General features: G+C 74.7%; 17 protein-coding genes. 8 read left to right on the forward strand and 9 right to left on the reverse strand.

The genetic code is table 11. The features are described from left to right. Positions 1 to 10: 10 nt before the first annotated feature. The gene (locus IE219_RS06990) at positions 11 to 1138 is read right to left on the reverse strand and encodes a magnesium and cobalt transport protein CorA (RefSeq protein WP_189975677.1); all 1128 of its coding nucleotides are present in this window, start codon (positions 1136 to 1138) and stop codon (positions 11 to 13) included. 426 nt (positions 1139 to 1564) lie between these two features. Here IE219_RS06990 and IE219_RS06995 point away from each other — a divergent pair, with 426 nt between their 5' ends. Continuing rightward, on the forward strand, positions 1565 to 2155 hold the full coding sequence (locus IE219_RS06995) for a suppressor of fused domain protein (protein WP_189975678.1): 591 nt from the start codon (positions 1565 to 1567) through the stop codon (positions 2153 to 2155). A 44-nt stretch (positions 2156 to 2199) separates the two neighbouring features. Here the strand turns inward: IE219_RS06995 and IE219_RS07000 are convergent, their stop codons facing one another. Beyond that, positions 2200 to 3444 (reverse strand): MFS transporter, encoded by a 1245-nt coding sequence (locus IE219_RS07000; protein WP_189975679.1) that lies wholly within the window; start codon positions 3442 to 3444, stop codon positions 2200 to 2202. 291 nt (positions 3445 to 3735) lie between these two features. On the opposite strand from IE219_RS07000, the gene IE219_RS07005 reads away from it, so the two are divergent. The 3 genes from IE219_RS07005 (at position 3736) to IE219_RS07015 (ending at position 6195) form a co-directional block, all read left to right on the forward strand. Continuing rightward, the gene (locus tag IE219_RS07005) at positions 3736 to 4374 is read left to right on the forward strand and encodes a DUF6758 family protein (RefSeq protein ID WP_189975680.1); all 639 of its coding nucleotides are present in this window, start codon (positions 3736 to 3738) and stop codon (positions 4372 to 4374) included. Between the two features lie 123 nt (positions 4375 to 4497). Then, positions 4498 to 5361 carry a PHP domain-containing protein gene (locus IE219_RS07010; RefSeq protein ID WP_189975681.1) on the forward strand — a complete coding sequence of 288 codons (864 nt, stop codon included), beginning with the start codon at positions 4498 to 4500 and terminating at the stop codon, positions 5359 to 5361. A 228-nt stretch (positions 5362 to 5589) separates the two neighbouring features. Further along, positions 5590 to 6195 (forward strand): MarC family protein, encoded by a 606-nt coding sequence (locus IE219_RS07015; protein WP_189975682.1) that lies wholly within the window; start codon positions 5590 to 5592, stop codon positions 6193 to 6195. A gap of 97 nt (positions 6196 to 6292) precedes the next feature. Here the strand turns inward: IE219_RS07015 and IE219_RS07020 are convergent, their stop codons facing one another. Next, positions 6293 to 6445 (reverse strand): DUF8834 family protein, encoded by a 153-nt coding sequence (locus tag IE219_RS07020; protein WP_189975683.1) that lies wholly within the window; start codon positions 6443 to 6445, stop codon positions 6293 to 6295. A 179-nt stretch (positions 6446 to 6624) separates the two neighbouring features. Here IE219_RS07020 and IE219_RS07025 point away from each other — a divergent pair, with 179 nt between their 5' ends. Continuing rightward, positions 6625 to 7569 (forward strand): NYN domain-containing protein, encoded by a 945-nt coding sequence (locus IE219_RS07025; RefSeq protein WP_373298782.1) that lies wholly within the window; start codon positions 6625 to 6627, stop codon positions 7567 to 7569. Here IE219_RS07025 and IE219_RS07030 read toward each other — a convergent pair. Both IE219_RS07030 and IE219_RS07035 read right to left on the reverse strand, forming a co-directional pair. Continuing rightward, positions 7553 to 8464 (reverse strand): alpha/beta fold hydrolase, encoded by a 912-nt coding sequence (locus IE219_RS07030; RefSeq protein WP_189975684.1) that lies wholly within the window; start codon positions 8462 to 8464, stop codon positions 7553 to 7555. The two genes, IE219_RS07025 and IE219_RS07030, sit on opposite strands and share 17 nt — an antisense overlap. Before the next feature lie 121 nt (positions 8465 to 8585). Next, positions 8586 to 11435 (reverse strand): DEAD/DEAH box helicase, encoded by a 2850-nt coding sequence (locus IE219_RS07035; protein WP_189975685.1) that lies wholly within the window; start codon positions 11433 to 11435, stop codon positions 8586 to 8588. Between the two features lie 484 nt (positions 11436 to 11919). On the opposite strand from IE219_RS07035, the gene IE219_RS07040 reads away from it, so the two are divergent. Continuing rightward, positions 11920 to 12663, forward strand: a complete 744-nt coding sequence (locus IE219_RS07040; protein ID WP_189975686.1) for a ferritin-like fold-containing protein — start codon at positions 11920 to 11922, stop codon at positions 12661 to 12663. A gap of 90 nt (positions 12664 to 12753) precedes the next feature. Here the strand turns inward: IE219_RS07040 and IE219_RS07045 are convergent, their stop codons facing one another. The 4 genes from IE219_RS07045 to IE219_RS07060 form a co-directional block, all read right to left on the reverse strand. Continuing rightward, positions 12754 to 13029, reverse strand: coding sequence for a hypothetical protein (locus IE219_RS07045; RefSeq protein WP_189975687.1), 276 nt, complete (start codon positions 13027 to 13029; stop codon positions 12754 to 12756). A 185-nt stretch (positions 13030 to 13214) separates the two neighbouring features. Beyond that, positions 13215 to 13442, reverse strand: coding sequence for a DUF3107 domain-containing protein (locus IE219_RS07050; protein ID WP_189975688.1), 228 nt, complete (start codon positions 13440 to 13442; stop codon positions 13215 to 13217). A gap of 170 nt (positions 13443 to 13612) precedes the next feature. Then, positions 13613 to 14272, reverse strand: coding sequence for a TetR/AcrR family transcriptional regulator (locus tag IE219_RS07055; RefSeq protein WP_189975689.1), 660 nt, complete (start codon positions 14270 to 14272; stop codon positions 13613 to 13615). Positions 14273 to 14432: 160 nt separating this feature from the next. Next, positions 14433 to 14648, reverse strand: coding sequence for an Rv3202a family protein (locus IE219_RS07060; RefSeq protein WP_189975690.1), 216 nt, complete (start codon positions 14646 to 14648; stop codon positions 14433 to 14435). Between the two features lie 206 nt (positions 14649 to 14854). Here IE219_RS07060 and IE219_RS07065 point away from each other — a divergent pair, with 206 nt between their 5' ends. After that, a complete protein-coding gene (locus IE219_RS07065) occupies positions 14855 to 15835 on the forward strand; it encodes an alpha/beta fold hydrolase (protein WP_189975691.1) in 981 nt (326 codons plus the stop codon). A gap of 505 nt (positions 15836 to 16340) precedes the next feature. Beyond that, positions 16341 to 17417 (forward strand): DUF3152 domain-containing protein, encoded by a 1077-nt coding sequence (locus IE219_RS07070; RefSeq protein ID WP_444545641.1) that lies wholly within the window; start codon positions 16341 to 16343, stop codon positions 17415 to 17417. Positions 17418 to 17681: the final 264 nt, after the last annotated feature.

Genomic DNA, 17681 nt, shown 5'->3' on the forward strand with positions numbered 1-17681 from the left:
GCCTAGGGCGTCAGAGCCAGCCGTTGCGCTTGAGCGTGCGGTGGATGGTGAAGCAGATGACGGCGATGCCGCCGAGCACCATCGGGTAGCCGAACCTCCACTGGAGTTCCGGCATGTAGTCGAAGTTCATGCCGTAGACGCCGCAGACCGCCGTGGGGACGGCGACGATCGCCGCCCACGAGGTGATCTTGCGCATGTCCTCGTTCTGGGCGACGGTCGCCTGCGCCAGGTTGGCCTGGAGGATCGAGTTCAGCAGCTCGTCGAAGCCGACGACCTGCTCCTGGACGCGGGCCAGGTGGTCGGCGACGTCCCGGAAGTACTTCTGGATGTCCGGGTCCACCAGCCGCATCGGCCGCTCGCTGAGCAGCTGCATCGGCCGCTGGAGCGGGGTGACCGCCCGCTTGAACTCCAGGACCTCGCGCTTGAGCTGGTAGATGCGGCCGGTGTCGGTGCCGCGCTTGGAGCCCTTGGCGGCCGGCGAGAAGACGTCGATCTCCAGCTGGTCGATGTCGAGTTCGACGGCGTCGGCGACCGCGATGTAGCCGTCGACGACGTGGTCGGCGAGGGCGTGCAGGACGGCGGAGGGGCCCTTGGCGAGCAGCTCGGGCTCGCCCTGGAGGCGGTGGCGGAGGTTGCGCAGGGAGCCCTGGCCGCCGTGCCGGACGGTGATGACGAAGTCGGGGCCGGTGAAGCACATCACCTCGCCGGTCTCGACGACCTCGCTGGTCGCGGTCAGCTCGGCGTGCTCGACGTAGTGGATCGTCTTGAAGACGGTGAAGAGGGTGTCGTCGTACCGCTCCAGCTTGGGCCGCTGGTGGGCGTGGACGGCGTCCTCGACGGCGAGCGGGTGCAGCCCGAACTCGGCGGCGATACCGGCGAATTCGGCCTCGGTGGGCTCGTGGAGCCCGATCCAGGCGAAGCCGCCCTCCTCGCGGACGCGGGACATCGCGCCGCGCGGGGTGAGGCAGGCGCGGTCGTCGACCCGGCGCCCGTCGCGGTAGACCGCGCAGTCGACGACGGCGCTGGAGGCCGAGTGGTCGCGGGTCGGGTCGTAGTTCGTGTACGTGGTGGGGGTCTTGCGCAGGCTGGGACGCAGACTCGGCCGAACGGCCGCGCGCAGGTCACGGATCATCGACATGGGCGTGCTCCTTCACGGACGGGCCGTCGGCGGCCGTGGCACAGCCCGGAATGGGGACGGGAGGGGAGCGTCGTCCACAAAGCGGGCGGCACCGCGTGGTCACGGCGACGGCGTTCGCAACAGACAGGCAGAGGGGAGGGATGCTCTTCCGTCGTACGCGAGGCCGGAGAGGGGGGTCCCGAACGGACGGGGACCCGGTGTCACCGGAGGGAGGAACGCACCCGGCTCGGGTGCGGTGCGGCGGAAGAGCGGCTGGTACTGCCCGATCGACTTCGATCCATCGCAGTCCCACCTCCTCCGGCCGGTCCCTCGTGAGGGATGACGTGTGACGAGCAGTCGGGAAACCCGACCACTGGCCAACACTATCAGCCGACCGATGGTCAATCCCTTACTTTGCCCGTTCCATACGCGATCTATGCTCGCGGGATGGAAGAAGTTCTTGCACTGGTCGAGGCCCGGCTCCGCACGGCCCTGGGCGAACCGGACGCGCGGGCCGCGGTGACCTTCCTGGGCGCCGACCGCATCGAGGTGCTGCGCTTCGTCGACGCGGAGGCGGGGCTCGTGCGCTACGCCACGCTCGGCATGTCGGCGGCGCCGATGGCCGACCCGACGGCGGCGCTCGCGGACCCGGTGAAGGGGCCGCGCGCCGAGCTGGTCCTCACCGTGCGGGCCGGGCGCGCCGACACCGACAAGGTGCTGCGCCCGCTCGCGGTGCTGGCGGCGACGCCCCAGGTGGAGGGCGTGGTCGTGGCCGCGGGCGCCTCGCTGGACGTCGGCGGGCCGCTGTGGCCGGGCGCCTCCTTCACCTCGGTCCTGGTCGCCGAGCCGGGCGGGCTGGTGGAGGATCTGGAGCTGGCCGCGCCGCGCGACCCGGTCCGCTTCCTGCCGCTGCTGCCGATGACGCCGAACGAGGCGGCCTGGAAGCGGGTGCACGGGGCGCAGGCGCTGGAGGAGCGCTGGCTGTCGAAGGGCACGGACCTGCGCGACCCGCTGCGCGGTCCGGTGGCCCTGGACTGAGTGCCCGTACGGCTCCGGAGCCGTGGCCCGGAGCCGTACGCCGGTCAGTTCGCGAAGGCGGTGACGCCGTCCTCGGCGGCGTGTTCCGGGGCGAGCTCCTCGGCCTCGCGGGTGAGGGCGGAGCGGCGGACGACGACGATCCCGGCGCCGGCGACGGCGGCGAGGGCCGCGACGGCGAAGGGCATGTGGACGTCGCTCCACTCCTCGATCTTCGGCGCGAGGTAGGGGGCGGCGGCCGCCGCGAACCAGCGGACGAAGTTGTAGCCCGCGCTGGCCACCGGGCGAGGGGCGTCCGAGACGCCGAGGGCGAGCTCGGTGAAGACGGTGTTGTTGACGCCGATGAACGCGCCGGACAGGACGGTGCAGACGACGGCCGTGGTGTGGTTCCCGTAGCCGAGGACGAGCACGTCGGCGGCGAGCAGCACCAGTGATCCGGCCAGCACCGCGAGCGAGCCGAAGCGGCGCTGGAGGCGCGGGGCGACGAGCACGGAGAAGACGGCGAGCAGCACGCCCCAGAAGAAGAAGACCCCGCCGGACCGGTACGGCGTCATGTCCAGCACGAAGGGCGTGAAGGCGAGCACCGTGAAGAACGCGTAGTTGTAGCAGAAGGCGGCCGCGGCGGCGGAGGCGAGCCCGCCGTGGCCGAGGGCCCGGATCGGGTCGAGCGGCGAGGTCTTCCGGGCGGGCTTCGGCTGCTCCTTCAGGAAGACCGCGATGCAGACGAAGCCGATCGCCATGAGGACGGCGGTGCCGAAGAAGGGGTAGCGCCAGCTCGCGTCGCCGAGGAGGGCGCCGAGCAGCGGCCCGCACGCCATGCCGAGTCCGAGGGCCGACTCGTAGAGCAGGATCGCCGCCGCGCTGCCGCCGGCCGCCGCGCCGACGATGACGGCGAGCGAGGTGGAGACGAAGAGGGCGTTGCCGAGGCCCCAGCCGGCCCGGAAGCCGACGAGCTGGCCGACCGTGTCGGAGGTGCCGGCGAGTCCGGCGAAGACGACGACGAGGGCGAGCCCGGCGAGGAGGGTCCGGCGGCCGCCGATCCGGCTGGAGACGAAGCCGGTCACCAGCATCGCGACGGCGGTGATGAGGAAGTACGAGGTGAACAGGAGCGAGACCTGGCTCGCCGTGGCGTCCAGCCCCTTGGCGATCGAGGGCAGGATCGGGTCGACGAGTCCGATGCCCATGAAGGCGACGACGGACGCCCCGGCGGTGGCCCAGACGGCGGGGGGCTGGCGCAGGAGGCCGCCGCCGGGCGTCTCGGCCGTTTCGAGGGGGTCTTCCGTGGGTGCCATGGACGGTTCCTCCGTATCCGTGTGACGAGTGCTGTGCGCGCACAATAAGTTAGACAAGCTAATGGGTGCAAGCTACATCTATCTCGGTCGGGAGGGAAGGCGGACGACGGGGCGGACGGGGGGACGGGCGGGGCGCGGACGGGGCGCGGGCCGGGATGTGGGCCGGGATGCGGCCGGGGCCGGGCCGGGGTGCGGGGGAGCGCGGCGCACGGGGGACGCGGGCGGTCCGGACGGGTGATCGGTCGTGCCCGTCCTTGACGGGAGGCGGAAGCGGGAGGACCGTTGAGCCCTATGAGGGGCGAACCCAGTTGTCCGAAGTGCGGTGGGCGGGTCAGGGCGCCCGGCCTCTTCGCCGACTCCTGGCAGTGCGACGCGCACGGCGCCGTCCACCCGCTCCAGCCCGTCGTCCCGCCCAGCGTCGAAGCCCTCGGCGCCGCCGTCCACCGCTCGCAGGTGCCCGTCTGGATGCCCTGGCCGCTCCCCGTCGGCTGGCTCTTCACCGGGGTCGCCTACGCCGGTGACGACCGCAGCGGCGGGCGTGCCACCGCCGTCGCCTGCTCCGGCCCCGGCCCCCTCGGCGGCCTCGGCGAGCTGCTCCTCGTCGCCGAGGAGCTCGGCGTCGGCCTCGGCGCCCGGTACGCCGGCATCGACGGCCCCGACCCCGGCTCCGGCATGGCCATCGACAAGCCGCCGCAGACCAAGGTCCTCGCCGCCGGCCGCCCCACCCCCCTCTGGCACGTCACCGGCACCCCGCACGACCGGGCCGTCTTCGCCGGCGAGGCGCGCGGCCTGTGGCTCTGGGCGATCGTCTGGCCCGAGCAGTCCGGGCTGCTGATGTACGACGAGCTGGTCCTCACCGACCTGCGCGACGCGGGCGCCGAGGTCGAGCTGCTGCCCTGCGGCGCGCTCACCCCGCGCCTGCTCGGCTGACGGACCGTCGCACCCCCCGTTCCGTAACGGGCGCCCGATGCCCCGGATCCGTACAACCGTGCGTGAATCGCCCGTTATGCTGAAGCGTCAGTCACCCGTCCCGAGCTCCTGGAGAACCGCGTCGTGCGCATCGACCTGCACACCCACTCCACGGCCTCCGACGGCACCGACACCCCCGCCGAGCTGGTCCGCGGCGCCGCCGCGGCCGGACTGGACGTCGTCGCCCTCACCGACCACGACACCACCCGCGGCCACGCCGAGGCGATCGCCGCCGCGCCCGAGGGGCTGACCGTCGTCACCGGCGCCGAGCTCTCCTGCCGCCTCGACGGCACCGGCGTGCACCTGCTCGCCTACCTCTTCGACCCCGAGGAGCCGGCCCTGCTCGCCGAGCGCGAGCTGGTCCGCGACGACCGGGTGCCCCGCGCCCGCGCCATCATCGGGCGGCTGCGCGACCTGGGCGTCCCGGTGACCTGGGAGCAGGTGGCCCGGATCGCGGGCGACGGCTCGGTCGGCCGCCCGCACATCGCCGAGGCCCTCGTCGAGCTCGGGGTCGTCCCCGATGTCTCCGGGGCCTTCACCGCCGAGTGGATCGCCGACGGCGGGCGCGCCCACGTCGACAAGCACGAGCTGGACCCGGCCGACGCGATCCGGCTGGTCAAGGCCGCCGGCGGGGTCGCGGTCCTGGCCCATCCGGCCGCCGTCAAGCGCGGCCGGGTGATTCCGGAGGCGGCCCTCGCCCGGCTCGCCGAGGCCGGTCTCGACGGCATCGAGGTCGACCACATGGACCACGACGAGCCGACCCGGGCCCGGCTGCGCGGGCTCGCGAAGGAGCTGGGCCTGCTGGCCACCGGCTCCAGCGACTACCACGGCAGCCGCAAGACCTGCCGGCTCGGCGAGTACACCACCGACCCCGAGATCTACGGCGAGATCACCCGCCGTGCCACCGGCGCCTTCCCGGTCCCCGGCGCCGGCGGAGCGTCCGCCTGAGGCGTCCCCGGCGCCGCCGTTCCGGCATCCCCTCTCCCCGCCGTCGCGTGACGGCGGGGCGCCGTGCTGCCCGGCCCCGCGCCCGCACTCGTACCCGTACACGCTGACGCGCGTTCCCCGCCCCGCACGTTCTCCGCGCGGCGGCGGGACACGCGCGCGCCGGTGCCGGAATCATTGATTCCGCTCCGACTCCCCCCGATCGACCCTCTCCCCGCAAGGCACCCCACCGTGTTCGACGTCGCCGTCTTCGGCTCGCTCTTCCTCACCCTGTTCGTGATCATGGATCCGCCCGGCATCACGCCGATCTTCCTGGCGCTGACCTCCGGCCGCCCCGCCAAGGTCCAGCGCCGGATGGCCTGGCAGGCGGTCGCCGTCGCCTTCGGCGTCATCACCGTCTTCGGCATCCTCGGCCAGCAGATCCTGGCCTACCTGCACGTCTCCGTGCCCGCCCTGATGATCGCGGGCGGCCTCCTGCTGCTCCTCATCGCGCTCGACCTGCTCACCGGCAAGACCGACGAGCCCAAGCAGACCAAGGACGTCAACGTCGCCCTGGTCCCGCTCGGCATGCCGCTGCTCGCCGGGCCCGGCGCCATCGTCTCGGTCATCCTCGCCGTCCAGCACGCCGACAGCGTCTCCGCGCAGATCTCCGTCTGGGCCGCCATCGTCGCCATGCACGTCGTGCTCTGGCTCACCATGCGCTACTCGCTGCTCATCATCCGGGTCATCAAGGACGGCGGCGTCGTCCTGGTCACCCGGCTCGCCGGCATGATGCTCTCCGCCATCGCCGTGCAGCAGATCATCAACGGCGTCACCCAGGTCGTCCAGGGCACCTGACGGCCCGGCGCCCGGTCCCGGACGCCACTGCGCCCCCGTACGGATTCCGTCGAGCGGAGTCCGCGCGGGGGCGCGGTGCGTGGTGTGGACCCGGCCGTTACGAGGCCGCGGTCTCAGCGGGTCGGATCCAGATGCGCTGGCCGATCGCGGCGGCCTGCTGCACGATCCTGTTGACGGAGGCGGCGTCCACGACGGTCGAGTCCACGGGGGTCCCGTCGATGTCGTCGAGGCGCAGGATTTCGAAGCGCACGGCTTCTCCCTTCGTCCGAGTTGATCCTCCATGTGGAGAACTGGGCACGTGTGTACCTCTGTGTCCAACGAGGCAGGGGGCGAAAACATTCCTTACGCTAAAGAAAATTTTCGCCTGTCTAACTACTAATCGGTAGGGGGTGTGGCGGCACACCTTCCGGCGGCGGACAATGAGGGCCGATGAACGACGCCACGCACCCCGGCCCGCCCGCCCCCGAACCCCCGGCCGCCCCCGACGCGCTGCACGCGCTGGAGCGGCGCCTGGAGCAGACCAACGAGCTCCTGAGACGGATGCTGGCCGAGGTCGCGAAGACCCCGTCCACCCACGCCATCTTCGTCGACGCCGGTTACGTCCACGCTTCCGCCGGATTGCTGGTGGCGGGCACCGAGGACCGGCGCAACTTCGACCTGGACGCCGAGGGCCTCATCGAGGCGTTCATCGACACCGCCCGCACGATCTTCGCCGACAGCCGCCTGCTGCGCGTCTACTGGTACGACGGCGCCCGCCGCCGCATCCACACCACCGAGCAGCAGTCCATCGCCGAACTCCCCGACGTCAAGGTCCGCCTCGGCAACCTCAACGCCAACAACCAGCAGAAGGGCGTCGACTCCCTCATCCGCTCCGACCTGGAGTCCCTCGCCCGCCACCGCGCCATCAGCGACGCCGCCCTCGTCGGCGGCGACGAGGACCTGGTCTCCGCCGTCGAGGCCGCCCAGGGCTACGGCGCCCGCGTCCACCTCTGGGGCATCGAGGCCGCCGAAGGCCCCAACCAGGCCGAGGCCCTGCTCTGGGAGGTGGACAGCCAGCGCACCTTCGACCTGGACTTCTGCCGCCCGTACGTCACCCGCCGCCCCGTCACGATGTACGAGGGCGAGGCCGGGCCCCCGCCCTCCCGCGAGGAGGTCCGCTTCATCGGCGCCCAGATCGCCGCCACCTGGCTCGGCGAGCGCGGTCGCGACCGGCTCGCCGAACTCCTCCCCGGCGACCCCTTCCTCCCCGCCGCCGTCGACCAGGACCTCCTGGTCGAGGCCGAGACGCGGCTCAGCCGCTCGCTGCGCGGCCACGGCGCGCTCCGCCGCGCCCTGCGCGACGGCTTCTGGCAGCACCTCAGGACGCAGTACTGACCTCGGACGCGGCCTCCTGGGGACGGGGGGCCGCGTCGACCCGCGTCCAGAAGGCGGCCAGCCGTTCGGCCAGCTCCTCGGGGTGCGACACGTTGGGGGAGTGGCCCGCGCCCGCGACGACGGTGTGGTGCGCGCCCGTGCCGGCCGCGACCGCCGCCAGCTCGGCCGGCGGCCACACCATCTCGTCGGAGCCGTACGCCAGGTGCACGGGCAGCGGCAGCGCGGCCAGCTCCGCCGCCCCGTCGGGGTCGCGCAGCAGCAGCCGGCCCGCCCCCGACAGCTGGGAGATCCGGGTCAGCATCCAGCGCCGCCGCAGGAAGCCGGCCAGCTCGGGGGAGTCGGCCGCCGCGTCCGGCTCCTCGCCCCGGGAGTCCAGCCAGCGGGTGGCCCGCCACACGCTGTCCTTGGCGAGCAGCGCGTTCCCGGCGCGCAGGGCCCGGATCCGCAGCCGCTGCGGCCGGGCGACCCGGCCGGGGCCGGACGACAGCAGGGTCAGCGAGCGGAAGGAGCGGGGCGCGAGCACGGCGGCCGAGCGGGCGACGAGCCCGCCGAAGGAGTGGCCGAGCAGGTGCACCGGCCCGTCGCGCAGGGCCATCGCCTGCGCGACGGCGTCCAGGGCGAGCGCCCGGCGGCGGTAGGCGGCCCGGCCCCGGGGGCCGTACGACTCGTTCTGTCCGCGCCCGTCGACGGCGACGACCCGGTAGCCGGCCGCGCCGAGCGGGCCGAGCAGCGCCAGGAAGTCCTCCTTGCTGCCGGTGTAGCCGGGCAGCATCAGGACGGTGCCGCGCCGGTCGCCCCGGGGCGCGGCGTCGAGCACGGCGAAGGCGCCGCGCACGGTCTCGATCCGGTGGGCCCGGGTGCCCGGCGGCAGCGCGAGGGAGCGGGGCTTGCTCATGTCAGGACTGTAACCGGAGTACGGCCTCCGGGAACGTCCGGTGCGGGGCGGGAACGCCGGAGGCCCGGCCCCCGGTGAGGGGCCGGGCCTCCGGCACGGGCCCGGTGGTCCGGGCCGGGGGTCACGCCTCCGGCTGGGCGGCCGCCGTCTTCTTGGCGGCGGCCCGCTTGCGCGGAGCCTTCGGAGCCTCCTCGGCGGGGGCCTCGGTGGCGACGGCCTTCTTCGCGGCGGCGCGCTTGCGGGGAGCCTTGGGGGCCTCCTCGGTCGCGGGCGTCTCGACGGCGGCGGTCTTCTTGGCGGCGGCCCGCTTGCGCGGGGCCTTCGGCGCCTCCTCGACCGGGGCGGTCTCGGCGGCGACGGCCTTCTTCGCGGCGGCCCGCTTGCGCGGAGCCTTGGGGGCCTCCTCGGCGGGGGCCTCCTCGACGACCGCGGCCGTCTTCTTCGCGGCGGCGCGCTTACGGGGGGCCTTCGGGGCCTCCTCGGTCGCGGCGGGCGCCTCGGCGGCGGCGGTCTTCTTGGCGGCGGCCCGCTTGCGCGGGGCCTTGGGGGCCTCTTCGACCGGGGCGGCCTCGGTCGCGACGGCCTTCTTCGCGGCGGTCCGCTTGCGCGGGGCCTTCGGGGCCTCCTCGACCGGGGCGGTCTCGGCGACGGGCGCCGGGGCCTCCTCGACCGGGGCCGGGATCACCAGGACGGCCTCGGCGGCGGCCGTGGCCGTCACCGGGCTCGACGCCTTGCGGACCGCGCGGCGGCGGGTCCGGGCCGGCGGCTCCTCGACCGGAGCCGGGGCCGGGGCCTCGACGACGGCCGGAGCGGTCTCGACGACGGCGCCCGGAGTGGAGACCGGACGGGTCGCCCGGCGGCGGACGCGCGGCCCGGACGGGGCCTGCGCCGGGACGGCGGAGAGCGGAGCCTGGACCGGGGCGGCCTCGGCCGCGCGGGGAGCGACGGGCTCCACGGCGGTCTGGGCCGGCACGGCGACGGGAGCGGCGGCCGGGGCGGGCTGCCGGCGGGCGGCGGCCAGCTCGGCGGCGGCGGTCTCCACGGTCTGGAAGAACACCGTCTCCTCGGCGCGCGGCCGGACCCGCCGCTTGCGCGGGGCGGGAGCGGCGGCCGGGGCCGGGGCGGCGGGCGCCGCGACGGCCTCGGGGCGGCCACCGCGACCACGGCGACGACGCGGACCGGTCTCCTCGGCCGCGACGGCGGTGGGGGCCGGGGCCTCCGCCTCCGGGCGGCCGCCACGACCGCGGCGGCGGCGCGGGGCGCTCTCCTCGGCCGGAGCCTCGGCGGGCGCCTCGACGGCGGCCGGGGCCTCGGCCGCGGGAGCCTCGGTCACGGGGACCTCGGCCGGCGCGGTCTCCGCCTCCGGGCGGCCGCCACGGGAGCGGCGGCGGCGCGCACGGCCGTCACCGGACGGCTGCTCGTCGGCGGCCGGGACCGCGACGGGCGTCTCCACGGCGGGGGCTTCCACAGCGGGGGCTTCCACGACGGGGGCCTCCACGGTCTCCGCGGCGGCGGTCTCGACGACCTCCGCGGCGGGGGCCTCGGCGGTCACCGGGGCCGTACCGGCGACCGGGATGCCGCCTCCGACCGGGCCGGTGCCGCGGGTGCGGCGGCGGCGCGGCCGGCGCGGGCCCTCGGCGGACTCCTGCTCGGTCGCGGGCGCCTCGGCCACCGGGGCGTCGTCGGCACCGCCACGGGTGCGGCGGCGCTGGCGCGGGGCGCGGGCCGGGCGCTCCTCGGCGGGGGCCTCGGTCCGGCCGCCGCGGGCACGGCGCCCGCCGGGCTCGCCCAGGTCCTCCAGCTCCTCCGCCGCGAGACCCGCGCGGGTCCGCTCGGAGCGCGGCAGGATGCCCTTGGTGCCCTCGGGGATGTCCAGCTCGGCGTAGAAGTGCGGGGAGCTGGAGTAGGTCTCCACCGGGTTGTGGAAGTCCAGCTCCAGCGCCTTGTTGATCAGCTGCCAGCGCGGGATGTCGTCCCAGTCGACCAGGGTGATCGCCGTACCGGTGTTGCCCGCGCGGCCGGTGCGGCCGGTGCGGTGCAGGTACGTCTTCTCGTCCTCGGGCGTCTGGTAGTTGATGACGTGGGTGACGCCCTCGACGTCGATGCCGCGCGCGGCGACGTCGGTGCAGACGAGGACGTCCACCTTGCCGTTGCGGAAGGCGCGCAGCGCCTGCTCGCGGGCGCCCTGGCCGAGGTCGCCGTGGACCGCGCCGGAGGCGAAGCCGCGCCGCTGGAGCTGCTCGGCGATGTCGGCGGCCGTCCGCTTGGTACGGCAGAAGATCATCGCGAGGCCGCGGCCGCGGGCCTGGAGGATCCGCGCGACCATCTCCGGCTTGTCCATGTTGTGCGCGCGGTAGACGTGCTGCGCGATGTTGGCGTGGGTCACGCCCTCGTCGTCCGGCGAGGTCGCGCGGATGTGCGTGGGCTGCGACATGTAGCGGCGTGCCAGGCCGATGACGGCGCCCGGCATCGTCGCGGAGAAGAGCATCGTCTGGCGCTTCGGCGGCAGCATGTTGATGATCTTCTCGACGTCGGGCAGGAAGCCCAGGTCGAGCATCTCGTCGGCCTCGTCGAGGACGAGGGTCTTGATGTGCGACAGGTCGAGCTTGCGCTGGCCGGCCAGGTCGAGCAGACGGCCCGGGGTGCCGACGACGACGTCGACGCCCTTCTGGAGCGCCTCGACCTGCGGCTCGTAGGCCCGGCCGCCGTAGATGGCGAGGACGCGCACGTTGCGCACCTTGCCGGCGGTCAGGAGGTCGTTGGTGACCTGCTGGCACAGCTCGCGGGTCGGCACGACGATGAGGGCCTGCGGCGCCTCGGTCAGCTGCTCGGGCTTCGCGCGGCCGGCCTCGATGTCGACGGGGACGGTGACCCGCTCCAGGATCGGCAGGCCGAAGCCGAGGGTCTTGCCCGTGCCGGTCTTGGCCTGGCCGATGACGTCGGTGCCGGTGAGGGCGACCGGGAGGGTCATCTCCTGGATGGGGAAGGGGGTGACGATGCCGACGGCTTCGAGCGCTTCGGCGGTCTCGGAAAGGATTCCGAGCTCTCGGAACGTAGTCAGGGTGCTGCCTCTTCTGTGAGACGCGGCGCGAGGCGAACGAAGGGGGTCTCCTCGTGCCGGACTCCTCCCGCGGGATCCTGGGGAGGACCGCCGCCGGGGGGCACGGGACCACTGCCGTCGCTCGAGCGTCGTACCGCTGAGGGGACCCTTCGGCGGGTCCGCCGGAAGGGCTGTCGGGCCGGAGCCGATCGGGCCACCGACCGGGCATCCTCATTCATGCGTCGGCCCACCGGACACGTCCGAACGTGCGAAAGCATGTCCGCGTAGTCGGCAGGCGCAATATCACTGTACCCCGGAATCGCGCATGTGTGTCGGGTGAAATGGCGATGAGTGCACGGTCACACCGGGAGGCCGGGACCTTCGGGGGCCCGGAGGGCGGGCTATTGTGCCCTGCATGGAGACGCCTGACAACGCCACCCCCGCCGCCGAAGGCGACGCGCCCACCGGCATCGCCGCCGAGGACTGGGCCACGGCCTCCGCGGAGCCGCACTACCGCGCCGCCGTGATCGACCTCCTCGGCGCCCTCGCCTACGGCGAGCTGGCGGCCTTCGAACGGCTCGCCGAGGACGCCAAGCTGGCGCCGTCCCTGGAGGACAAGGCCGAGCTGGCGAAGATGGCCTCCGCCGAGTTCCACCACTTCGAGCGGCTGCGCGACCGGCTGGCCGCCGTGGACGCCGAACCGACCGCCGCGATGGAGCCCTTCGCCAAGGCGCTCGACGACTTCCACCGCCAGACCGCCCCGTCGGACTGGCTGGAGGGCCTGGTCAAGGCGTACGTGGGCGACTCGATCGCCAGCGACTTCTACCGCGAGGTCGCCGTCCGCCTCGACTCCGACACCCGCGCCCTGGTGCTGGCCGTCCTCGACGACACCGGCCACGGCAACTTCGCGGTGGAGAAGGTCCGCGCCGCCATCGACGCCGACCCGCGCGTCGGCGGCCGGCTCGCGCTGTGGGCCCGCCGCCTGATGGGCGAGGCGCTCTCGCAGGCCCAGCGCGTGGTGGCCGAGCGCGACGCGCTCTCCACCATGCTGGTCGGCGGGCTCGCCGACGGCTTCGACCTGGCGGAGGTGGGCCGGATGTTCTCCCGGATCACCGAGGCGCACACCAAGCGCATGGCGGCCCTGGGCCTCGCGGCCTGAGCCCCTCCCGCTTCCGCACGACGGCCGCGCGGCCCCGGACATCCGCTGTCCGGGGCCGCGCGGCCGTCTTCCGCCGTCCGCGGCGCCGCGTCAGTACGCGGCGGACGATGATCGGCGCAGCCTGCGGGCGGCCGGGCGGACCAGCAGCGAGAGCAGCACCGCCGCCACCGCGACCGCGCCCGCGAGGGTGGCGAGGAAGTGACCGGGGCCGAGCGCCCCGTGGGTGACGAGGGCGCCGAAGACCGCGCCGAGCGACCCGGTCAGGAGCACGGTCCCGCGGGCGGGGAGGCGGTCGGGGAGCCGGTGCGCGGCGGCCCAGGCCAGGGCGAGTCCGAGCAGAGCGGAACCGAGGGCTTCCAGGAACACGGTGGATCACCTCGCGGGGGCTGCGGGGCGGGCGGTGCGGTCACAGCCCCTCTACCCGCCGCCGTCGCCGCGCAATCCTCCCGTACGCCCTGGTGGGGACGGGAGAGCGGAAGGCGCGCCGGGAACGCGCGGAGGCCGGGAAGGACCGTGCGGTCCTTCCCGGCCTCCCGTGCGAGAGACGGCCCTCAGAGCGTGCCGAAGCCCACCCGGCGCACCGCGGTCTCGCCCAGCTCCACGTACGCGATCTTGTCCGACGGGATCAGGACCCGGCGGCCCTTCTCGTCCTCCAGGCTGAGCAGCGGCGCCTTGCCGGACAGCGCGTCGGCGACGGCGCGCTCCACGTCCTCGGCGGACTGCCCGCTCTCCAGAACGATCTCCCGGGGCGCGTGCTGCACGCCGATCTTGACCTCCACGGCTATGTCCCTCCGAACGGTCAGCCATGCGCGATGAACCCGCGCCGTACGCTGCACACATTAGCCCGGTGAGGGGACGCGCACGGCGCAGCCGCCGCACGCCAGGAGCGAACACCCCCGGGGAACACACGGGGAGGGCGCGGCGGGGCGGGGCCCGCCGGGCGGGTGGCTCAGTGGCCCTCGGCGCTCAGCTGCCCGTCCACCGGGTGCAGCGGGAAGCCCGCGATGCCGCGCCAGGCGAGCGAGGTGAGCAGCGAGACCGCCGTGTCCCGGGGGATCGGGGACTCGCTCGACAGCCAGTAGCGGGCGACGACCTGCGAGACGCCGCCGAGGCCGACCGCGAGGAGCATCGACTCGTCCTTGGACAGGCCGGTGTCCTCGGCGATGACGTCCGAGATCGCCTCGGCGCACTGGAGGCTCACCCGGTCCACGCGCTCGCGCACGGCCGGCTCGTTGGTGAGGTCGGACTCGAAGACCAGGCGGAAGGCGCCGCCCTCGTCCTCGACGTAGGCGAAATAGGCGTCCATGGTGGCCGCGACCCGGAGCTTGTTGTCCGAGGTGGAGGCCAGCGCGGTGCGCACCGCCTGGAGGAGGGCCTCGCAGTGCTGGTCGAGCAGGGCCAGGTAGAGGTCCAGCTTCCCGGGGAAGTGCTGGTAGAGCACCGGCTTGCTGACGCCGGCCCGCTCGGCGATGTCGTCCATGGCCGCGGAGTGGTAGCCCTGGGCGACGAACACCTCCTGGGCCGCGCCGAGGAGCTGGTTCCGCCGGGCACGGCGCGGGAGCCTCGTACCGCGAGGGCGTGCTGCCTCTGTCTGCTCGATGGCGCTCACGCGGCCTCCCAAGATGTCGATCCGTACGCGCTGTCGCGCCGCGCCGCCATCGTACTTTTGGGTAACCCGGCTGTGCGCGGTGCGGACGCAGAATTTCACGGACCGGACGCCGCGGTCGACAGGCAATTCAAGATTGAACCGAACAAAACGTCGGGAACGGTCAGCGGTAGTCGTCCTCGTCGAGGGTGACGACCCGGGCCTGCTCGGCGGCGTCGGCCTCGTTCGCCGCGTCCCGGTCGACCTCGCCCGGCGGCGCGTCCTCGTCAGGACGCAGCGCGGTGTGCTGCTCGGCGGCGTCGGCCTCCGGAACCTCCTGGTCGAGTCCGGCGTCCTCTCCGTCGGAGAAGGTGTCGGGCTCGGACGGATCCACACTCATGGGCTTCCCTCCCGTAACCGGTCCACGGCCGCGCGCGGGCGTCCGGCCCGCGCCGACGACCCTCCTTACGAGCGTAGGAGCAACGGTGCCGGGGCGCACCCGAGCCGCGTCCGGGAGGCGGGACGGGGGCGCCGAGGGGAAGGGGCCGGGGGCCTGTGACCGCACCCACACACGGGCCCGCGTGATCGTCTCGTAATATTGCGGCCATGTCCTCGACCGAGCTGCCGGACACCCGGACCGCCGACGCCGCACCGGCGGCCCCGCGCTCCCGGCCCGTCCGGATCGCCGACGGCGAGGAGCTGCGCTCCGTCGCGCTCCCCGGCCTCTCCCTCACCGTGCGCGCGCGTCCCGGCACCCGGACCGGCCTGCCGCCCGCGCTGTACGTGCACGGACTCGGCGGTTCCTCGCAGAACTGGTCCGCCCTGATGCCGCTGCTCGCCGACACCGTCGACGGCGAGGCCGTCGACCTGCCCGGCTTCGGCGTCTCCCCGCCGCCCGACGACGGCGACTACTCGGTCACCGGGCACGCCCGCGCCGTCATCCGGCTGCTCGACGCGGCCGGCCGCGGCCCCGTGCACCTCTTCGGCAACTCGCTGGGCGGCGCCGTCGTCACCCGGGTCGCCGCCGTCCGCCCCGACCTGGTGCGCACCCTCACCCTGGTCTCCCCGGCCCTGCCCGAGCTGCGCGCCCAGCGCACCGCCTGGCCGACGGCGCTCCTCGCCGTCCCCGGCGTCGCCGGGCTCTTCGCCCGGATGTCCCGCGACTGGACCCCCGAGCAGCGCGTCCGGGGCGTCCTCTCGCTCTGTTACGGCGACCCCGCCCGGGTCACCGACGAGGGCTTCCTGCACGCGGTCGAGGAGATGGAGCGCAGGCTCGAACTCCCTTATTTCTGGGACGCGATGGCCAGGTCCTCGCGCGGCATCGTCGACGCGTATACGCTCGGCGGCCAGCACGGGCTGTGGCGGCAGGCGGAGCGCGTCCTCGCGCCGACCCTGCTCGTCTACGGCGGCCGTGACCGGCTCGTCTCGTACCGGATGGCCCGCCGGGCCGCCGCGGCCTTCCGCGGTGCGCGCCTGCTGAGCCTCCCGGACGCCGGTCACGTGGCGATGATGGAGGAGCCCGAGACGGTCGCCGCGGCCGCCCGGGAGCTGATCGCGGACCACGACGCGCGGCACGACGGGAGCTGAGCCCGGAGTGGGACGACACAGCCGCAAGGGGCAGGCGCCCGCGACCGACACCGGACGCGCGCCGGTCGTGGACGGCGGGGCGGGCACGGGCCGGCGCCGCCGCTCCGGCGACGCCCCGGACGCCCGCGGCGACGGCTCCTTCCCGGGGTACGGGACGCCGGGCACCCCGGCGCACGGGACGCCGGTCCACGGCGCGGCCCCTCCTTCTCCTTCTCCTTCTCCTTACGGGGCTCCGCAGCGGCCCGCGTACGGCACGGCGCCCCGGCCCGCGCCGGGCGGTCCCGCGTACGGCGGCCAGGGCAGGCCCGCGCCGGGACCCGGCGGACCGAGGCGCCCCGCGCCCGCACCGGGCACCCCGGCCCACGGCACCCCCGCGTACGGGTCCCCGGCGTACGGATCCCCGGCGTACGGGACACCCGCCCAGGGAACACCCGCCCACGGGACGCCCGCTCACGGAACCCCCGCCCATGGGACCCCCGCTCCGTACGGGGCCCCGCGTCGGCCCGTGCCGGGTGCCGTCCCGCGCGGCGGCGGCGCCGACACGCCCGCGCACGGGACGCCGCACACCCCCGCGCACGGCGTCCCGGTGCGCGGCGGGCACCCGGCGGACGAGGAGACCGGCACCCCCGGGCCCGAGCGGTACGGGCCCGCGGGCGGCGGGCGCCGGGTCCCCGGACCGCGCCGTCGCGCCGAGGCACCGGTCCCCGCGACCGCCGCCGAGGGCGCCGCGCCCGAGGAGGACGAGGAGACCGCCGCCGCGCGCGGCGGCATGGGCCGGACGCTGACCGGGATCGCCGCCGCCGCCGTCACCACCTGCCTCGCCCTCGTCGTCGCCGGACAGGTCACCGACGGCAAGGACGACGCCCTGGAGGCCCACGCCGCCCAGGGCGCGGGCGAGCGCACCGCGGACGGCTCCGCCTCCCGCTCCGACGGGCGCGCCACCCCGCCGAGCCCGGCGCCGGAGCCGACCGTGCGGCCGCCCACGTACGAGCAGCTGATGACCCGTCAGTTCCCGATCGACCCCAAGCTGTTCGCGTCCGGCGACTTCGAGACCGTGCCCGGCTTCGACAAGGCGCCCGGCCGGGGAGCGAAGCACCGCTACCGGGTCGACGTCGAGAAGGGGCTCGGGCTCGACGCCGGGCTCTTCGCCCGCGCCGTCCAGCAGACCCTCAACGACAAGCGGAGCTGGGCCGGGCAGGGCGCCATGACCTTCGAGCGGGTCTCCAGCGGCGAGGCCGACTTCGTCATCACCCTCGCCAGCCCCGTGACCACCGGCAAGTGGTGCGCCAAGTCCGGCCTCGACACCACCGTCGACAACGTCTCCTGCGACTCCGCCTCCACCGAGCGCGTGATGATCAACGCCTTCCGCTGGGCGCAGGGCGCGGAGACCTTCGGCCCGAAGGCGATGTACGCCTACCGCCAGATGCTCATCAACCACGAGGTCGGCCACCGGCTCGGCCACAACCACGTCTCCTGCCGCACCCCGGGCGCCCTCGCCCCCGTGATGCAGCAGCAGACCAAGACCCTGGACATCGACGGCATCGTCTGCCGTCCCAACCCCTGGGTGCACCCAGGGAGTTGACGAGGGGCATCGAGGAGGGGGCGCTTCCCGGCGGGGCCGGGAGGCGCCCCTTCCGCTGCGCCGGAACCGGCGCCTCCGGCGCGTACCGCGACAGAACGCCCCCGGTCGCGGAAAGTAACGCGCATTCACCCCTTCCGGTGGTGCGACGGACAACCGTCCGTCGCCCCTCGTTCCCAGTGCATACGTTCTTCCCGCTGCGGGTCGGCAGCGCGCCCCGCCGAAGGCAACGGCGGGGGACGTCAACGACGACAGGGGGTGGGTGCT

Origin of the sequence: Streptomyces termitum (assembly GCF_014650175.1) — a bacterium.
Classification (GTDB): Bacteria; Actinomycetota; Actinomycetes; order Streptomycetales; family Streptomycetaceae; genus Streptomyces; species Streptomyces termitum.

Excerpts from the sequence above, each read along its gene's own strand:
- IE219_RS06990 (WP_189975677.1), bottom strand. The coding sequence starts at position 1,138 with ATGTCGATGATCCGTGACCTGCGCGCGGCCGTTCGGCCGAGTCTGCGT.
- IE219_RS06995 (WP_189975678.1), top strand. The coding sequence starts at position 1,565 with ATGGAAGAAGTTCTTGCACTGGTCGAGGCCCGGCTCCGCACGGCCCTG.
- IE219_RS07000 (WP_189975679.1), bottom strand. The coding sequence starts at position 3,444 with ATGGCACCCACGGAAGACCCCCTCGAAACGGCCGAGACGCCCGGCGGC.
- IE219_RS07005 (WP_189975680.1), top strand. The coding sequence starts at position 3,736 with ATGAGGGGCGAACCCAGTTGTCCGAAGTGCGGTGGGCGGGTCAGGGCG.
- IE219_RS07025 (WP_373298782.1), top strand. The coding sequence starts at position 6,625 with ATGAACGACGCCACGCACCCCGGCCCGCCCGCCCCCGAACCCCCGGCC.
- IE219_RS07030 (WP_189975684.1), bottom strand. The coding sequence starts at position 8,464 with ATGAGCAAGCCCCGCTCCCTCGCGCTGCCGCCGGGCACCCGGGCCCAC.
- IE219_RS07035 (WP_189975685.1), bottom strand. The coding sequence starts at position 11,435 with ATGACCCTCCCGGTCGCCCTCACCGGCACCGACGTCATCGGCCAGGCC.
- IE219_RS07040 (WP_189975686.1), top strand. The coding sequence starts at position 11,920 with ATGGAGACGCCTGACAACGCCACCCCCGCCGCCGAAGGCGACGCGCCC.
- IE219_RS07060 (WP_189975690.1), bottom strand. The coding sequence starts at position 14,648 with ATGAGTGTGGATCCGTCCGAGCCCGACACCTTCTCCGACGGAGAGGAC.
- IE219_RS07065 (WP_189975691.1), top strand. The coding sequence starts at position 14,855 with ATGTCCTCGACCGAGCTGCCGGACACCCGGACCGCCGACGCCGCACCG.